The organism is Caloramator sp. ALD01 (assembly GCF_000472625.1).
Classification (GTDB): Bacteria; Bacillota; Clostridia; order Clostridiales; family Caloramatoraceae; genus Thermobrachium; species Thermobrachium proteoclasticum.
The window spans coordinates 22,688-42,925 of the sequence record NZ_AXAA01000005.1; the positions used below are offsets into that span (position 1 = coordinate 22,688).

The 20,238-nt window shown below is 30.3% G+C and carries 15 protein-coding genes; all 15 read right to left on the minus strand.

Going from position 1 to position 20,238, the window contains the following annotated elements:
• Positions 1 to 37 precede the first annotated feature (37 nt).
• A complete protein-coding gene (gene uvrB / locus A3M9_RS0103640) occupies positions 38 to 1,987 on the minus strand; it encodes an excinuclease ABC subunit UvrB (protein ID WP_027308006.1) in 1,950 nt (649 codons plus the stop codon).
• 109 nt (positions 1,988 to 2,096) lie between these two features.
• Positions 2,097 to 3,938 carry an asparagine synthase (glutamine-hydrolyzing) gene (gene asnB, locus A3M9_RS0103645; RefSeq protein ID WP_027308007.1) on the minus strand — a complete coding sequence of 614 codons (1,842 nt, stop codon included), beginning with the start codon at positions 3,936 to 3,938 and terminating at the stop codon, positions 2,097 to 2,099.
• Positions 3,939 to 3,959: 21 nt separating this feature from the next.
• Entirely contained in the window at positions 3,960 to 5,030 is a 1,071-nt protein-coding gene (locus tag A3M9_RS0103650) for a PRK06851 family protein (protein ID WP_035165790.1), read from the minus strand.
• Between the two features lie 108 nt (positions 5,031 to 5,138).
• Entirely contained in the window at positions 5,139 to 6,167 is a 1,029-nt protein-coding gene (locus A3M9_RS0103655; protein ID WP_027308009.1) for an Rpn family recombination-promoting nuclease/putative transposase, read from the minus strand.
• Between the two features lie 149 nt (positions 6,168 to 6,316).
• Positions 6,317 to 6,712, minus strand: a complete 396-nt coding sequence (locus A3M9_RS14370; protein ID WP_084424608.1) for an MFS transporter — start codon at positions 6,710 to 6,712, stop codon at positions 6,317 to 6,319.
• Between the two features lie 234 nt (positions 6,713 to 6,946).
• Positions 6,947 to 9,412, minus strand: a complete 2,466-nt coding sequence (locus tag A3M9_RS0103665; protein ID WP_027308010.1) for an ABC transporter permease — start codon at positions 9,410 to 9,412, stop codon at positions 6,947 to 6,949.
• A gap of 13 nt (positions 9,413 to 9,425) precedes the next feature.
• Complete coding sequence (locus A3M9_RS0103670; protein WP_027308011.1) at positions 9,426 to 10,106, minus strand: ABC transporter ATP-binding protein; 681 nt, start codon at positions 10,104 to 10,106, stop codon at positions 9,426 to 9,428.
• A gap of 120 nt (positions 10,107 to 10,226) precedes the next feature.
• Positions 10,227 to 11,465: a sensor histidine kinase KdpD gene (locus A3M9_RS0103675; protein ID WP_027308012.1), complete on the minus strand. Its 1,239-nt coding sequence runs from the start codon at positions 11,463 to 11,465 to the stop codon at positions 10,227 to 10,229.
• 5 nt (positions 11,466 to 11,470) lie between these two features.
• Entirely contained in the window at positions 11,471 to 12,166 is a 696-nt protein-coding gene (locus A3M9_RS0103680; RefSeq protein WP_027308013.1) for a response regulator transcription factor, read from the minus strand.
• A 73-nt stretch (positions 12,167 to 12,239) separates the two neighbouring features.
• A complete protein-coding gene (locus tag A3M9_RS0103685; RefSeq protein WP_198011932.1) occupies positions 12,240 to 12,446 on the minus strand; it encodes a hypothetical protein in 207 nt (68 codons plus the stop codon).
• 408 nt (positions 12,447 to 12,854) lie between these two features.
• Positions 12,855 to 14,114, minus strand: coding sequence for a PDZ domain-containing protein (locus A3M9_RS0103690; RefSeq protein WP_027308015.1), 1,260 nt, complete (start codon positions 14,112 to 14,114; stop codon positions 12,855 to 12,857).
• A 60-nt stretch (positions 14,115 to 14,174) separates the two neighbouring features.
• Positions 14,175 to 15,371, minus strand: a complete 1,197-nt coding sequence (locus tag A3M9_RS0103695; protein WP_027308016.1) for a S41 family peptidase — start codon at positions 15,369 to 15,371, stop codon at positions 14,175 to 14,177.
• Between the two features lie 263 nt (positions 15,372 to 15,634).
• Positions 15,635 to 16,693, minus strand: coding sequence for an ornithine racemase Orr (orr, locus tag A3M9_RS0103700; RefSeq protein ID WP_027308017.1), 1,059 nt, complete (start codon positions 16,691 to 16,693; stop codon positions 15,635 to 15,637).
• A gap of 10 nt (positions 16,694 to 16,703) precedes the next feature.
• Positions 16,704 to 18,050, minus strand: coding sequence for a GlmL-related ornithine degradation protein (locus A3M9_RS0103705; protein ID WP_027308018.1), 1,347 nt, complete (start codon positions 18,048 to 18,050; stop codon positions 16,704 to 16,706).
• Positions 18,040 to 20,238, minus strand: a complete 2,199-nt coding sequence (oraE, locus tag A3M9_RS0103710) for a D-ornithine 4,5-aminomutase subunit OraE (protein ID WP_027308019.1) — start codon at positions 20,236 to 20,238, stop codon at positions 18,040 to 18,042. The genes A3M9_RS0103705 and oraE overlap by 11 nt, the downstream gene beginning before the upstream one ends.

Consider the following 20,238-nt stretch of genomic DNA (forward strand, 5'->3'; position numbering starts at 1 on the left):
TAAAACAACCATTTACCACATTATGTACCCAAATTAATTATGATATACCTTTGAGTTTATATATTTTATCTCTAAGCTCTGCTGCCCTTTCAAACTCAAGATTTTTAGCCGCTTCAAGCATCATCTCTTCTAATGTCCTAATTAATAAATCCTTATCCTCTGCCTTATAGATTTCCTTATCTTCAGCAACCTTAGTTGCTTCGATAATTTCGTGTACTGGTTTTACAACGGTCTTAGGTACTATTCCGTGTTTCTTATTGTAATCCATTTGTATCTTTCTTCTTCTATTAGTTTCATCAATTGCCCTCTTCATAGAATCAGTAATTTTATCGGCATACATTATAACCTTACTCTCTGCATTTCTTGCAGCTCTACCTATTGTCTGTATAAGTGAAGTTTCTGAACGCAAGAAGCCTTCTTTATCTGCATCAAGTATTGCAACAAGGGCAACCTCTGGTATATCAAGCCCCTCTCTTAAAAGGTTTATTCCTACTAATACATCAAAATCACCTTTTCTTAGATCTCTAATAATCCTCATTCTCTCAAGAGTATCTATATCTGAATGTAAATATCTAACCTTTATGCCTACATCCTTTAGGTATTCAGTTAAATCTTCAGCCATCTTTTTTGTAAGAGTAGTAACTAATATTCTAAATCCTCTTGAAATAGTTGCTTTAATCTCTCCAATTAAATCATCAATTTGTCCCTTAATTGGTTTTACTACTATTTCTGGATCAAGAAGTCCAGTTGGTCTTATAATCTGTTCCACCACTTGAGTTGAATTTTCTATCTCATATTGTGATGGTGTTGCACTTACAAACAAAACTTGATTTATCTTCTTTTCAAACTCCTCAAATTTTAAAGGTCTATTATCATAGGCACAAGGAAGTCTAAATCCATACTCAACTAAATTATCCTTTCTTGATTTATCTCCTGCATACATAGCCCTAAGCTGTGGAAGTGTTACGTGGGATTCATCTATAAAAATCAAAAAATCATCTGGGAAGTAATCAAGTAAAGTGTATGGAGGTTCTCCTTTTTGCCTTCCATCAAAGTGTCTTGAGTAATTTTCAATCCCATTACAATAACCAACTTCCCTTAGCATCTCTATATCATAATTTGTTCTTTGTTTTAATCTTTGAGCTTCAAGAAGTCTCTCCTGCTGCAATAATTCATTATACCTTTCCTCTAACTCCTTTTCTATTCCCTCTATTGCCTTTTCAATCTTTTCTCTTGATGCAGCATAGTGGGATGCAGGGAAAATAGAAATATGCTTTCTCTCTCCTAATATTTCACCAGTCAGTACATCTATCTCAGTTATTCTATCTATCTCATCACCAAAAAATTCAACCCTTATAGCCTTTTCCGATTGAGAGGCTGGGAATATTTCAAGCACATCTCCTCTTACTCTAAAGGTTCCTCTTACAAAATTTATATCGTTTCTTTGATACTGTATATCAACAAGCCTTCTTATAACCTCATCCCTGTCCCTTTCCATTCCTACTCTTAAAGAAACTACAAGGTCTCTATATTCATTAGGATCCCCTAAACCATATATACAGGAAACACTTGCTACAATTATTACATCCCTTCTTTCAAACAGGGCAGAAGTTGCAGAGTGTCTCAGCTTATCTATTTCATCGTTTATGGATGCATCCTTTTCTATATATGTGTCTGTATGAGGCACATAGGCTTCTGGTTGATAATAGTCATAATAACTAACAAAATATTCAACTGCATTTTCAGGAAAAAATTCTTTAAACTCACTACAAAGCTGTGCTGCTAAAGTTTTATTATGGGCAATAACAAGTGTTGGTTTTTGAACTCTTTCTATTATATTTGCCATAGTAAAGGTCTTTCCTGAACCTGTAACTCCTAAAAGAGTTTGACACCTATCTCCTCTTTTTATCCCCTCCACAAGTTTCTCTATTGCCTGTGGTTGGTCTCCTGTTGGTTTAAAATTTGATACTATTTTAAATTCTCCCATCTAATTCACCTCTGAACATATGTTCGCTATTTTAATTATATAACTTTATATTTTAAACGTCCAGTAGTATATTTAAATATTTCAATATAAAAAATAGGGGACTATCCCCCTATTTAAAATCCATATCAATATTATATTTCTTTAGCCACGTGTTTACTTGAATTAAATATGCTAATGTTTGAGGCCCACTCATAAGCTGTCCAAACCAATTATCATTAATATTTTTAGCACCAATATTAGCCGTATATTCAACAAAATCTTTATCAATTATATAGAGTATAGGTTCATTTTTATTTGATAAAATATCTATCATAAATTTACATACAAGCTCAGTGTACTTTGGATTATGTGTTTTAGGATATGGTGATTTTTTTCTTTCAATTATATCATCTGGTAAAATACCTTTAAGTGCACGTCTTAATATTCCCTTCTCTCTTCCATCACAGAATTTGAATTTAGGTGGAATATTATAAGCAAATTCCACAAGTCTATAATCTGCAAATGGAACTCTTACTTCTAAACTATTTGACATACTCATCCTATCTTTTCTATTTAGGAGTGTAACCATAAACCACTTAATATTTAGATAAAACATCTCCCTTAGTCTTTTTGTCAGTTCATCATCTTCGTCAAGGTACTCTACTTGATTAATTGTTTCTTCATAATGCCTCTTTATTTTGCTTTCTAAATCCAATTTTAGATTTTTGTTTATAATTGATTTCCTTACATCAACAGATTTTAACCAAGGAAAACCTTTATAGTTTAAATCTTCTCTTTTTATATACCAAGGATATCCACCAAACACTTCATCTGCACATTCTCCTGATAATGCAACTGTAGCATATTTTCTAATTTCTCTACAAAATAAATATAATGATGAATCAATATCAGCCATACCAGGAAGATCATTTGCTAATACAGCTTCTTCTAAATAATTTACAAGTTGTTCTTGAGATAATACTACATTTTTGTGAATACTTTCAATTTCACTAACCATTAAATCAATATATTCACTGTCATTATTGGGTATATAATCATTTGCTTTAAAGTACTTTTCGTTATCTTCATAATCTATCGAAAATGTTTCAAGCTGCATTCCCTTTTCTTTAAAAAAATTTGATGCAACATAAGATATTATACTTGAATCTAATCCTCCAGATAAAAATGTGCAAACCTTTACATCAGCAGAGAGCTGTCTATATATTGCATCAATAACCAAACTTCTTACATTATCAATGCATTCATCTAATGTTTGATTGTTTTTATAAGCTGTAGGTTTCCAATATTCTTTTATTATAAAATTTCCATTTTCAAAAATCAAATAACTTGCCGGTGGCACTTCTTTTATCCCTTTTAATATTCCATCTCCAAGGGGTCTTGATGGTCCAAGTGCAAATAATGTTTCAAGCCCATCTTTATCTAAAATAGGTTTAATTTTTGAATGTGAAAGAATGCTTTTAATTTCTGATGCAAAAATAATTTCATTGTTTTGTTTGAAATAAAATAGTGGTTTTACTCCTAAATGATCTCTTGCCATAAAGAGTCTACTTTTATTTTCATCCCAAACAGCAAATGCAAAAATACCATTTAAATGGTTTATACAATCTTCTTTATAATGAACATATGCAGTTAATAAAACCTCTGTATCAGAATAAGAATTAAATGTATAGCCTAACTTTTTAAGTTCATCTCTTAATTCATTTGTATTATATAATTCTCCATTATAGACAAGAATATATCTGTTTCCTCCAAATTCCTTAATCATTGGTTGCTGTCCGCCTACAGGGTCAACAACAACTAATCTTCTATGACCAAATAAAACATTACTACCTTGATAAAATCCCTCTTCATCTGGTCCTCTTTTTATAAGTTTTCTTGTCATTCTTTCAACTTCATTCATTCTATCCTTTATATTTTCATCAAAATTAATCCAACCTACAATTCCACACAAACTTAACACCTCTAATTAATACTATTTTAGAGTTATAAAATAATCTACCAGTCGTCTTCTTAAGGCATCTACTTCACTAAAGTCTGTTGCCTGTATATAGTATTTTTCAAGATCGTCGTGTAGATTCTTAATTAATGAGTATACTTCTTTTGCTTCATTTATTTTATCTCTATATCTAACTTCTATTGTCTTAATTGGATCTTCGTTTTCTTTGACTATATTTTGATCTATACACTCAAACATATCAACAACTTTGTCATTTTCATTTGGATTATATACGTGTGGTGCTGTTCCATCAAGCATTACAAAGCTACGAGCTGGTATAATAATCATATCTATACTTGACGGATCAAAGGCACAGTGATAAAATTCAACATCCAATCCCGCCTCAATTGCTGCCTTTGCAACTTTTTTAGTCATAGTTGATTTACCTGTACCTGGTCTTCCCTTTACAATTATTCTATTTTTTAATCCTTGAATTAAATCCTCATAAAAACACTGCTGCCCCTGAGGTGTCATTGCTCCTGCAAATCTATGAACCTCTTCTCCCTTTCTATCAAAGGATGTTAAATTAAGTCCATCTATTATGTCTTGTGTAATTTTGTCTGCCTTTTCAAAATCCATTCCCTTTAAATATTCCTTTTCCCATTCATCGTGTATTAACTTTGCCTCTCTAAGCAGTGAGAAAAATATTGAATATTGTTCGCTAATCTTATCAGTGTAATATATTATCGGCTTTTTGTACTTTCTAATCAAATCAATATCCCAGTAATCTCCAAAATTTAATATTCTCTCAACTGCACCTGGGTATTTAGGGTCAATAACATGTGGTGCTGTTCCATCAACAATTGCAATGTTTAAATCGTTTATTACTATGCCATCTAAAGAATCCATATCTGCAGAGCAGTAAACATAATCAATGTCAAAACCCTTTAATTCAAGTTCATTTCCTATTTTATGCATAAAACTTGACTTACCACACCCAGGTCCACCCTTTATAATGTATATTTTATCCCTTCCCTTAAGTACATAGTCAAAATATGATACGAATCCTGATGAAGTATTTGCGGAAGCAAAATATTTTTTACCCATATAATCCTCCAAATAATATTCTTCAATAAATTATTATATGAAAGGAGGCACCAATTGGTGCCTCCTTTCATATAATGTTTCTTATTTTTAATCAAATCAATTTATCCATTACTCAAAATACTTATACAATTCATCCATACTTGTAAAATCTAATGCATCATCAAAAAGCAACTCTAATGTAAATACATCTAAATTTTCTATTTTATTTTTTATATCTTGAGATATAATTCCATACTTCTTAGTAAGAAGTTTTATAATAGACTTAATTAAAGCTTCTTTTTTGCCTTCTTTAATACCCTTTTCTATTCCTTTTTCTATTCCCTTTTCTATTCCCTTCTCCATACCTTCTTGTCTAAATATATCTGCTAAAGTCATAATTTTCTCACTCCCTTCAATAAATGTTTTTTCAATCTCCTTAGCTATATTTTCAAAATCACTTCTTGTCATATCCTGATATGAACTGAATATGTATCTCATATATGTTTCAAAATATTGTATTCCTGTTTGTTTATCCTCAAGTTCTGATAAATATCTTGCAGCATTTATTATTGTTTTATATATTTTTAATACATCATCCGAAAATATATCTCTTAGTATTGACAAGATTATCCTTAGTTGTACTTGCCCCTTTATGTCTTCATCTTTATATCTGGATATATCAAACAATAAATATTCAAAATTAGGTATAAATTTTTTTACATTTTCATTTAAACTATTATACCCTTCTATAATCTCTGCTAAACTTGTTTTTATTGTCCATTTTTCTCTTCCATGGTATATTACAAGAGGTATTATTATTGGTAATTTACCTAATCCTTCATTTTTAATATTCATCTCCCATATCTCTACCATATATTTTAGAAGTTGTAGAGCTGTTTGTTTGCTTACATAACTTTTATGTTCAAAAAGAAAATAGATATATCCTTCATTATTGTTTATATTTACTTTAAAAAGCATATCTGAATATACTTCCTGTAGCTTTTCATTTATAAAACTATCTTTCTGTAATACAAGAGTATCTAAATCTATTATTGCAATTAGTTCATGTGGAACATAATTTAATATAAAGTCCTTTGCAATTTCAATATTTGAAAATGTTTCTTTAAAAAATTTATCATGAGGATTTTGTATCTTCATCTATTTCACCTACTATGTTCTTTTCTTATTAATATATTATTATACTTTTTGTATATATTCAACTTGAATATAATAAGTGATTTAATAAAATTTATGTTTTTTATTATCTTGTTATTATGATTATCGAAAATAAATATTTCTGATGTTTCTCAAACAAGGCTCCTTCTCCTTGTAAAAAGTATAAAAAATCCTATAAACCCCATTATACCACTTATTATAAACACATTATTTGCACCAAAGTATTTTGCTAATGTCCCTGCATAGATACTTCCTAATGGTGTCAATCCCCCAAAAACTAATGAATACACACTCATAATTCTTCCCCTCATATCATCAGGAGAATTGAACTGTAATATACTATTTGATGTTGTATTGAAAAGTATCATAAACAATCCTAATAAAATTAAAATCAAAATAGATAAATTATAGCTTTTTATAAACCCTATAACAATTAAAAAAACAGAAAGGCCAAAAGAACCACAAAGCTGGAAATATAAAGCTCTTTGTCTACTACCCCTTGTTGCTACAAAAATAGCTCCAATAATAGAATGTGACTTTTACTATTTACCAATACCCATTTAGAACATTATAAACAATTTTATATAAATTGATTAATTACCTCTTATTTTACACTACCTTCCTCCCTTATACTTTTTAGAAATGTAAATAAAATATTTATGTTAAAATCTAAAAATTTTTTAAATATTTTATGATACCGAAAAAAAATAACCCCTTGATGTTAAAAACCAAGGAGTTTGCCAACAATCTGGGAGAATTATTTAATAATCCTCTCTAACAACATCTATTAAATTTTCTTTATCTATTCTTTTTAAAGCCAATTGTATTGATAAAATGCTTATCAATAAAACAACAATAAATGAAATTAATATTGCCTTATATGGTACCATAAAGGATTGTGCTATTGTCATCGTCATTTTTGTAAATAAAAAATATGAAATTAAAACCCCAAAAATACTACCCCAAAACAATCCAGAAATTCCATATATCATTCCTTCTAATAAAACCATCTTTTTAAGTCCCATTTGAGTTTGTCCAATCGACTTTAAAATTGCAAATTCTCGCCTTCTTATAGTAATATTAGTAGTTAACGTATTTATAATATTTACACTTCCAATCAAAGAAACGACTACAACAAAGCCATATAGTAATATCATTAACATAAGATTAACAGATTTAAAATTTTTTAATTCGTCAATTACATTAATAATATATAAATTTCTATTTTGACCTATTATTTTTTCTATTTCTCTTTGTACATCCTTTTGCATATTTGTATCTTTTAAAATTATCATAACATTTTGTGGCTTAATAGTTGTTACCTTTAATAGTTTTTCTGCCACCCTTTTGCTTGTTAGTAATAATGCATTATTATAACTCTGCTCAAAGAGCACATTTTTTTCTATAACTCCAACTACTTTAACATTTTTAAAATCTTCATCTACGCATTTATTTACACCATTTTTTTTATTTAAATCATTGTTTGCTTTTATAGGCAAAATATCTCCAACCTTCAAGTTTGCTGCCTTCCCAAAATAACTTCTTTTTTGTTTAAAAAATGTAGTGTTTTCAATTACAATTACACCATTTTCATTATCAATCTCATTTTTGTCTATTTTACCATCCTTTAAATGTTTTTTTATTAATTCAAAAGTTTTTTCATCATAAACAAATAATGCAGTTTCTATTGAACTTTTTTTCTCACCATTAAAGTCTACTTCCTTATAAATATTGTTTATCTTCTTTAAATCACCATTCTCCTTTGTTTTATCTATTAAAATGTTAAAATAATATTTTCCATAATATATATAAGCATCTCTAACATAAGGTAAAGAAACTATTTGATTTACGATATTTTCTTCAACAATTAATTTTTCTTTTTCACTTTTATTTGCAACAATTAAGTGTAAATTTTTATATTCTCCCATGTCATTATACATACCAAAAAACATTTCAACTAAAAAGTTAAACAAAATAAACAACATAATACTTAAAGATATTGAAAATACTGTTACTCTGTACCTCTTTTTATTTCTCTTTATATTTTTATGTGCCATAAGACCCTCAAATCCAAATAGCTTATACATCAAAAAGCTCCTTCTTCTCTTTATTTTCTCCTTTTTTATCATAAATCTACTACTTATTGCAACCAAAGGTGATACTTTAGACGCATATTTTGAGGGAAGATATGCAGAACCATAAATTGATAGTAAACCAACAATTATACTTAATAGAATTATATCCTTTGAAATAGTTGGTGAAATAATATTGAATCTATTCTCTGAAATTATTTTAAATACAAAATCTATACCATATAATGCCACAATTCCACATAATAGCCCTATGGGAATACCAATTAAAGATATAAAAGTAGCTTCTCTAAATACAATCCTTCTAATTTGTTTTGGTGTTGCACCAATAGCCCTAAGTAGCCCAAATTCCTTTACTTTATCTACAACACTTATTTGAAAAGTATTGTAAATAACAGCCATTGATGAGATTACAATAATACTAATAATTACTCCTAAAACTACAGCATATCCTTGAGGTAATTTTGCACCTAATACTCTTAATAATTTTGTGTTTACCTCCACATTTTTACTAAGACTTTTTAACTGTTCTATAGTATGTTTTAAATTCTTGTGGTTTTTAAGTTCTACAAGTAAAATTTTTTCACCTTTTATCTCACCTGCTGTAATAACATCTCCTGCAAAATTCGATTGTGTATTAATCTTATTATTTAATATACCAACTAATTTATATTCCTCATTGCCTATTTTAATGTTCTCATTAAGCCTACATTTTAAATCAATTTTATCTTTAAACCATTCTTCAACTGCTACTTCTCTACTATTTGTAGGAAACCTACCTTCCTTTAATTTATATGGTAAAAGCTCTAAAGAATCCTCAGTAACTATAATTTTTCTAAATGATAAGTTTTCATCAATGGGCTTTAAACCTTCTTCTTTATATAAACCTATTTTTTTAACTGCTGGATTGCTTTTTACTTTTGTTATTATAATATCATCTGGGTTTATAAACTTAACATACCAAGAGCCTATACTATCTTTTACATCCACAATTTGCACTGCTTGCATACTCCTAAAAAAAAGTCCTACTGATGATATCAATGCAACCGAAAGTACAACGCTAATTAATGTCAATAATGTTCTTTTCTTCTCTTTTAAAAGATATTTATTTGTAATTTCCTTATAGCTTCTAATCATATAGTCCACCTCCTTACCTTAAATATTTATCCGATACTATTTCTCCATCCTTTAAAGTAATGATCCTATCTGCAGAAGATGCAATATTAATATCGTGGGTAACCAAAATTAAAGTTTGATTATATTTTTTTGAACTTAGCTTTAATAAATCCATAACCTCCTTTGAGTTTTTACTATCAAGATTACCTGTTGGCTCATCTGCTAATATAATAGAAGGCTTATTAAATAATGCTCTTCCTATTGAAACCCTCTGCTGTTGACCACCTGAAAGCTCTGAAGGTAAATGATGTCTTCTTTCATTAAGTCCTAAAAGTGAAATTATTTCATCTAAATATTTTTTATCTATATCCGAATTATCAAGCATCGCAGGAAGTAAAATATTTTCCTCTACATCTAAAACTGGTATTAAATTAAAAAATTGAAATATAAATCCCACTTTTCTTCTTCTATATATGGCAAGTTTATTTTCTTTATATTTATAAATATCCTCACCATCTACAATAACCTTTCCCTCAGTTGGTATATCTAATCCTCCAATAATATGAAGCAATGTACTTTTACCAGAACCAGAAGCACCAACTATAGCAACAAATTCACCTTTGTTAATAGAAAAATTAATATTTTTCAATGCCTCTATTTTTATTTCTCCTTCCCCATATATCTTTTTAACACCTTCAACTCTTAATATTTCCATAAAAATCCTCCTTTTTATCTATTTCATTTTATATTTTAATAAAATAAACCATTGCATTCCATTTCACTTCTCTTACAAAATAAAAAAGTTATCTTACAATATAGTAAGATAACTCCCATATCAATACTTTAAAAATGTAATTAAAAATGTTGTACCCTCCTGTTCGTTACTATAAACTTCAATATACCCACCGTGTTTTTCTATTAATGCCTTTGATAAGGATAAACCTATCCCTATTGTATCATCTTTATTTGAACTTTTACATTTATAAAATCTTTTAAAAATATTAGGCAAATCTTCTTCTGATATTATATCACCTTTGTTGTTTATAATAATCCTTGTATAAATAGAACTATCAACTATAGAAATCTCAACCTTCTCATTTTTATTAGAATGTTCTATAGCATTTTTTATAATATTTAATAGTGCTTCTTGCAGCCATAATCTATCGTGTCTTAAAAGTACATCTTTGTCTCTTTTAAAACACAAATTAATGTTCTTTTCCAATGCTTTTGTCTTCAAAATATCCAAAACCTCTTCTATTGTCTCGTTTATATTTTCTTCTTCAAAGTTAAAATCAACAGCATTTGCATCAAGTTTTGCTAACTTTAAAAGATTTAATATAAGCCATCTCATCCTATTTAACTGTTTTTGACTTAGTTTTAAAAAATTTTTTAAATCTTCCTTTGACAAATCTTTATTTAACATAATATCATTATATAAAATTAAAGTAGATAGTGGAGTTTTCAATTGATGTGATATATCTTGAAACGTATTGGCAATAACTATCTTTTCATTGTCTAATCTTGCTATATTCCCTTTTAAAACCTCTGCCATTTGAATCAATGACTGTGCAAATTTTGATACATCTCCTTCTTTATATTTGCTGATTTCAATTTCATAATTTCCATCTAAAATATTTTTAGAAGCAATTGTAAAATTTCTAAACAACCGATAAAAATATTCATATTGCATATAATTTAATACAAGTAATAACACAAAAAGTACCAAATCTAAACCTATAATTTTGATTAAAAATGAAATATAATTTTGATTTAAATTAGGAAATAAACTTAATTCTAAATTATCCTCCAACCCATATTGTTTTAATATCTTAATTCCCATTTTTTTATCTTCTTCAGATACAGTTCTTGTAATTATAGGTACTATTTTTTCCTCTAATTCTGGTTGTTCTGTAATTATTTTTTGTACTATTTCTCCCATAATAGACAAATATTCCTTTTTTCTTGATTGAAATTCTAATTGTATTATTAAATAATTTATAATAGTAAAAAATAACATAACAACTACTAATACTTTAATGCTTATTTTAATTTCCGGATTATTATATATCTTCATATCCATTACCCCTTTATTACTTCGGCATCCCACATATATCCAAGTCCTCTTTTAGTTATTATATATTTAGGTTCTTTTGGATTATTCTCTAATTTTTCTCTTATTCTTTTTATATAAACTGATAGTGTATTTTCATCATAATAAGCCTCATCACAACCTATAAGCTCTTTAAGTATTCTATCACGTTCAACAACAACTTTAGGATTTGACATCAATATGAGAATAAGTCTATACTCCTGTGCTGTTAATCCAATTACTTCTCCTTTCTTTTTAACAGTAGCAGAAGCTAAATCAAGCTCAATTTCATCACTTATTAATTTGCTTCCATTTGTTTTATCTTTAGAATATCTTTTTAATATGGCTTTTATTCTTGAAACAAGTTCCCTTATTCTAAAGGGTTTTGTTATATAATCATCTGCCCCATATTCAAATCCTAAAACAACATTTACTTCTTCATCAAGTACTGTTAAAAATATAATTGGTATATCCTTTCTTTCCTTTACATATTTACATAATTCATACCCGTTTCCATCTGGAAGATTTATATCAAGTATTACTAAATCAAAACTCTCTTTATCAAATAAATGTTTTGATTCTTCCTCCGTTTTAGCAACTATAACATCATATCCCTCATCCTTTAACGTAAACTCTATCCCTAATGATAATGCCCTATCATCTTCAACAAGTAATAGTTTTTGCACGACTATCACCCCTTAAATGCTTTTGAATTAACATTATAATACATTTTAATTATATTTTTCTAATAAGATTTCTTCAACTTTTAAAAGGTGTAAACTGAACTGCTGTAATAAGACCAGATAAAAATCCATCTCGTGTCATAGCATAAACCAACCAATTTAGTGCAGCATTCTGCATCCAAGTACCTATTAAAGAAATACATTGTCCAATCCAAAACAACTTATAATTGCGATGTGTAAATGCTGGAAAATATTCACGAATAAAACTACCCAAATCCCTCATCCCCTCTATGTAAAATATAATTTCGTAATATTACTGTAACATTTTTAGTTAAAAGATGCTATCTAATTATTGAATAATAAAAAGCCCTACGAATTATATTCAATAGGGCCTGTAAACTCCCCCCACTTATAGAAGTGGTGGCTTCGTGGTCAATACTCAAAGCGGAGCAAGTTACCCCACGCTCAAAGGGCTGTTCCGTCCCCAGATATACCATTTACATGGCTAATTTTAGCTTGGTTTTCGCTGTAATAATTGTAGCATTTTTTATATATTTTCGCAACATTCATCACACACTTACAGAAGTGGGCGACTTCTGTTGCTGTTTATGTTAAATAAACCAATCTTAAAATTGTTTTAATTTTATCAAGTCTTCACAATTATTTTGTATTTTAATAATAAAAATTTACACTAATCAAGATCCATCACAGGGATATACCCGTCCTCTTGAGGAATTGTTATTATTCCTAATGAACCAATTTCTGTCTGATAATTATAGTATTCGAGGCTTTTAACTTTACCATCTATCTTTACAACATCAATCCAAAGATATCTATCTGCCTCATCTAACACAACCTTTGCATCATAAAGAGTATTTACTCTTCTATTATTTATTGCAATTATCTTATCTCCTGTCTCAATTCCCATTTTTTCAGCTGGTGAGTTTGGAACCACATCTAATATTTTTATTCCATCGTATGTGTTTTCCCATAATGAATCTAATGTTTTCTCTTTTTTTCTGTTTAATACTATTATAAACTCGTGAAAAACAGGAGAAAATATTGCTGCAATGTATTTAAATACATATATCTTCATTGATAGAACTACTAAAACAAATAATGTTATGCTAAATATAAATAAATTTAATGATGATTCTTTTACTTTTTGTTTTGGAAGCCTACTTATTGTAAAGTCACCATATCCAAGTATAGCAAATAATGGTGTCAAAGAAAACACTGCATCTTGTAAATCTTTAGGCATTCCGTCTGGTCTAATAAGAGGCCACCAATCTGGTGTTGGTATAGTATCCCCACTAACTGGTGTTAAAGATAATAGAATCAATATCATAAGGGGTATTATCCAAAACCTTGTTAATAGAAAACCTCCAACTATTTTATTATTCTTCCTAAAGAACATTGGTACAGGAAATCTTGCACCATCAAAATACATGAGAATAGATTCAACAAGATGTAATAGTGCAACAAGAATTAGAATTGCCGTTACATCAATATTCAGGAAACTTCTTAATATTGGAATTTGACTTATATTAACTATACCTCTTACATTTAAAAAGTTTAAAATAAGGCTTAATAAACTTATTATACCTCCAGAATAGGATAAACATATAAAATGAGAATCAAATAACATAACTAATAGCAAAGATAATATTATTATAAAAATTGCACCTTCAAGTCTACCAAAGGTTATTCCAAATACAGTTATTAATATACTAACAAACATACCACTTAAAATTCCTGCAAGAAGTGAAGATGCCATCATTTCCATCTTCTTATACTTTACTACTCCATATACATCCTTCTGTATTGATTCTAATCGCTTATATTGAAAAAATAAAATGAAAAACATTATCCAAAATATGGGTTCAAATATGAAGGATAATACAACCTGTGCATAGTTTCTTATAGCTTCCCATATAAGTCTTAATATCATAAAAACCCTCCAAAACTTGATTAGATTTTTAGCCCCCAAGTATTCTTGGGGGCCAATAAATTATTGCTTACTTCTTAAAACTTCTATTGCCTTTTGTATTTGAATATCTTCTTTATAGCTTAATTCTCTTTCTTTATCCTTTTCTGGTAAATCTAATACTATGTGTGGCTCAATTCCCTTTCCTTGTATACATTCACCTGATGGAGTATAATATCTTGCAATTGTAACCTTTAAACCTTCTTTGTTAGGAAGAGGTATAATATCTTGCACCAATCCCTTTCCAAAGGTTCTTGTACCTATGATTACACCCGCTTTAAAATCACGAACAGCCCCAGTTAAAATTTCAGATGCACTTGCTGAACCTCCATCAACAAGAAGAACAAGAGGAACATTAAGCTTATTAGAATCAGATTTCCACTCTTCTCTTTTACCTTGATTATCAATTGTATAAACAATAGTTCCTTCTCCAAGTATTCTGTCTGCTATCTTTGTGCACTGATCTAAAAGTCCTCCTGGGTTACCTCTAAGGTCAATAATTAGACCCTTTATTCCTTGATTTAATAATTTATCTAATGCATTATTAAATGCTTCTGATGTATTTTCATCAAATGTAGTTATTCTAATGTATCCAATATTATTCTCAATAACATCACTTTTTACAGATTTTATAATAATTTTGGCTCTTGTAAGTTCAAAATTTATTGTTCCTTTTCCCTCTCTATATATAGTCAATTTAACCTTTGTTCCTTCTGGTCCCTTCATCATTGAAGTTGCCTTTTCTAATTCATTCCCTGATACCTCTTGATCATTAACCTTTATAATTATGTCCCCCGATAATATACCTGCTTTATATGCTGGTGTATCTTCTATTGGTGCAACAACAACTATTTTCCCATCCTTATTACCAACATATAATCCAACACCTGCATAGGAACCTTGAGTGTGGGTTAAAAGGTCTTCAAATTCCTTTTTATTCATAAATACAGTATAGGGATCGCCTATTCCATCTACCATTCCCTTTACAGCACCCTCAACAAGTTTATTTTCATCAATCTTATCTACATATCTTTGTTCAAGTATTGATTTTATTGACATCATCTTTCCAAACTGCTTTACAAAATCATATTCCTGTTTACTTACAATTTTTTTACCACCTATAAAAGGAATAGGAACAAAAATAAGTATTGATGCTGTAATTAAATTAGTAATTAAAATTAAAGAAATCGCCTTTTTAATTGAAATCTGCCTCTTACTCATCAAGAACACCTCAAATCTATTAACTTATATTATATTTTATTTTGTACACTATTACATTATATCATTAATTTTATTTTTTTCCATTTATTTTATCTCAAATTTAATAAAATTTTACTTTTATGCTCAATCATATCCCTTCATTTTTCTCTTTATTACATTATAATCATTAAATATACATACCTTAACTTAAATTTTTATATTTCATACATTAACTTATGTTAAAAAAGTACCTCAAAACTATTAAATGTTTTGAGGCACTTTTACTATATAACTACCTTATTTACATACTCTGAAGTCATCGCCTTTAAAAGGCTACCATAATCCAATTTAAATTCCACAACATCTCCAACTTTATAGTTTATATTACTCCTTGTTACATCAAGAATTGTATGGTCAGAGCTTGCACCTAAGATATCTATATTTTTATCAAGTGGAGTCAGCCCCTCAGGATTTATATCCTGCCTTCCTATTGCAACTATAGCTCTTTTTATTATTCCCCTATCTTCATAGTGGGGTTTATTTCCAAAAGCATCCATACCTATATTACCAATAGGAACTGAGGGCTTCTTTTTTATCTCTACTATTTCAGCCTTTAAAATAAATGTATCGTCAGAAAGGGAATCTATTTTCTTCCCAAAGGCAGTTTCTCTCCCAAGTATTGCAACCTCTCCGAGTCTAAGGTTGTTTATTCCGTTTGGCAATCTACCATCCTCTAATAGATAATAACTACTTGAATTACCACCTGATATATACTCGATATCCAGTGAGTACTTATTTGCCATATCCTGTGCAATACTTGTTAATCTCCCTAAATTATTTTCATCTGGTATAACTCCACCATAGCAAGTTAAGTTTGTACCAAATCCTTTTATTTCAACTCCATCTACCTTTAATACTTCTTTAATAAAATCATCAATATCGTCAGGCCAAACACCTTCCCTTAAATCCCCCATATCCAACATTATTATTACTCTATGCCTTTTCCCAATTTTTTTTGCCTTCTCTCCTAAAGCACGAATTGTATCTATTTCTGAATTCAAGCTATAATCTGACCATAAAACAACGTCCTCTGCCTCATCAATCATAGGAATTCTTAAAAGAATTTTTTTTACCCTAATATCCTTCATTTTTTTTAAGTTTTGTATTCTTGAATCTGCCAAACCATCAATTCCACAGTCAACTAAATGTGAAACAATATCTGGATATGCACAAAAACTTTTAGTTACTATCCAAACCTTAACTCCTCTATTTGTACATCTATCAACTAAATACTTTATATTTTGTTTGTATTTATTAATATCTATAACTATCTGTGGATACAAAGTACCACCCCTAAATCCCCAAGCTCTTTTTTAAAATTTTAAGTGCCGCCTTTTCATATTTTTTTGAAAGTACTCCTAATGATGCCATAATATAATAATTATCGACTAAAATCTCAACGCTATCCTTAGGATAAAGGAACATTCCTCCCGTATTATCTTGAGGTATCTTTTTCATTATATCAACCCTATTGGGCAGCCTTGTTAAGGCTCCTCCTGTTCCTATTATCCACTTAACATTTGTTAAATCCTTTCCTTCTGCAATTGTTTTCTTGCCACTTGGACCATAAATATATCTTATTGAACCCACGTGCCTTCTTACAGCTGTAAGTACTGCCTCCTGCGTCATATATTCAACAAACTCAATTTCTCTTTCTGTTTTAGGTATTGGTTTTCTATTATTTATAAGCTCCTCTGCATCCCAAAATTTCTTTTTTAAATTCTCAAGCCCTATTCTTTCTACTATGTGTGGAAGATTTACATATACTCCCAAATCTCCTTCAACAGTCCTTTTAGCAAAGGGTTCTGGGCTAATCATTATTCTTTGGATTTCATCACTTCCCTGCGTTACAGAATGTACATCTGTAGTTGCTCCACCAACATCAAGAACCATCAAATCTCCTATCTCCCTTTGCAGGAGAATTGCACACTCCATAACAGCTCCGGGTGTTGGAATAATTGGTCCATTGACCATCTGCCTAACCTTTTGCATTCCAGGTGCACCTGTTATATGTTCCTCAAATACACTTTGTATAACTCTTCTTGTAGGTTCAACATTTAGCTCATCTATCCTTGGATATACATTTTCTACAATATATAGTTTTTGTTCATATTCTTCAAAAATCAATTTAACATCCTCGTGATTTTCAATATTCCCTGCATATATAACAGGAATATCCAATTTTAGTTTTGCTATCTCCTCTGCATTGTAAAGGGCTGTATCTCTTTCTCCATAATCAAGTCCACCTGCAACAAGTATTATATTAGGTTTTATCTCCTTTATTTTATTTAAATCACTTCTTCTTAGTTTACCAGCTGTAACCAACTTAATGATAGCACCAGCCCCAAGGGCAGCCTCTCTTGCTGCCCTTGCAGTCATATCAAAAACAAGGCCGTGCACAGTCATTCTAAGTCCACCTGCTGCACTACTTGTTGCCAAAAAATCATCATATTCAATACTATTTACTCCAATATTCTTCTTTAAATCATCTAATGCCATATTAAGTCCGATTGTAACATCTCCATCTAATACCGTAGTTGGTCCCTGTCCCTGTCCTATAAATTCAGAATTTTTTAAGTCAAAGGCATTTACAACCGTTGTAGTACTGCCTATTTCAGCAACTAAAACATTAACCTTCATAATTCTCCATTTCCCTTCTTCTCTTTACTAAGAATGAAGCAACGTCATTACCCTTTGTCCCACGACCAAATCCTGCATCCATACCTGCTGATTTTGCTATTTCATCAGTTACTTGAGTTCCTCCTGCACAAACAATTAGTTTATCTCTTACACCCTTTTCTATACAGAGCTCATGTATTTTTTTCATATTCTTTATATGAACATCATTATGGGTAATTATTGTACTTGCAAGAATTGCATCTGCGTTGAATTCTATTGCTGCATCCACAAGTTTTTCAACTGGACAAGAAGTTCCAAGATATAGACACTCTATCCCATACTTTTCAATTCCGCCGTGCTTTATATCTATAACTTCTCTTAATCCTACAGAATGTTCATCCTCACCAACTGTTGCTGCAACTACCTTCATTGGTTTTCTTTCTATGTCCTTTCTTATTTCTTCATCGGATAATACCTCAGGTTTTTTTGGAATTTCAAGTTTTGATACATCTATAGTAAATGGTACCCTTCCTTTTATTTCAACAAGTGTTCCCTCTGCTGGCTGCATTACTTGTTTATGAATTACAACTACATCCTCAAGCCCCATCTTCTTTCCTATTTCCATTGCTGCAAATTCTGCAACCCTCTCTTCAACAGGTAAGAAAATAGTAGTTGCTACTATACCATCTCCACACCACTCAACCTCTGGTTTAATTTCTGTTGAATGTCTTAGGTTTTCAGTCTCCTTTAATCTTCTATTTACATTATCATTTTCATCCAATTCATCAATAAATACTATCTTTTCAGGTTTACAGAAGGTACATCCATCTATTAAATCACACGCCTTTTCAATTCCCTCTGGGAGATTATTATAACCAAAGTGCTCACAAACAGGTGCCATATAATCTTTGTCCCTTTCTACTACAGTACCAACGCCTATTCCACCATTTATCTGTCTTGCAATACCATCACCGTTTCTTTCTGGATACATACCAGAATCAACAAAGAATCCCATTTCAACAGCCTTAAAGTATCCACCAACCTCAAGTATTTCCTCCATAAATAGAACTGCTCTCTCTTTTAATTCTCTTACCTTATCTACTAAATATCCGTCCTTCTTAAGTTCTACCATTTCAAGTAGTCCATCCATACCAATCAAGGCTTGCTTTGCTGTGTTTATGGCGTGTATATTGTTGTAGTGCCAAGGAACATTTCTACCTTCATCTGGTGTAATTGTAGATTGTATATCTGCTCTTGTTAGTCTTGAAATTAGTAGGTTTAATACGTGGGTTACAGTAGCTTCTCTTGTACAGCTTTCCATATATTTTGTATTCATCTGTGCCCTCATCTTATAATCTTTAAATAGCTGTCTTAGTGCCACTGCATAAGGAAGGTCAATTCTTAAACAAGGTGCTGGTGGTGCTGTTGGAGGAACTGTTGATAATGCTATGTTTTGTGGTTTCATTCCAACCATTTTTGAGTATGCACAGTTTATTGCGTGTTGTACCATAAGTTCTGGCATAACCTTATAGCCCTTCATAGCTGTTGCATTTGCATTGTGAGCACCATCTATCTGCACCATATCTGCAAAGGCCATTATCTTCTTTGCAACCGCTGCATCAACAAATGACCTTACCATATTTATATTTCTATAAAGAACATTATATTGTGGGTCTTGATGTGCACCATTTACTCCCTCTTCTGCAAACATAACTGCTATATCTGGCCCTGCAACACCTGATACATAGGAATGAAAATTTATTGGTCTTCCTACTTCTTCTTCAATTATATCAAGTGCTTTTCTTGTAGCTCTAACTTGTTTTCTTGATATAGGAACTCCTCCTACACCTTCTGGAGTCCCTTCAATAAGTCCATCATAATGGCTTTGTCCAGCTGTCCTTATTACCATTATATGGTCTGCTCCGTGCCAAGCAGCCATTCTCATTCTTCTAATATCATCCTCAAATCTACCTGATGCAATTTCAGTTGTAATTACACAGTCTGGCTGAGGGTCTATATAACCAAAGCTTTTTGCTGCTGGAAGTGGGCAACTATTTTTCAAAGGTTTTGATGCTTGATGATATTCAAATTCTCCATATACTTGATTACCCTGTTCTTCCCTCCAATGCCATCCCCTTCTCTTTGGTCTATAATTTTCAAGATCCTTTAATATTTCCTCTATGTTCAACTTTTCGTTTTTCTCCAACAT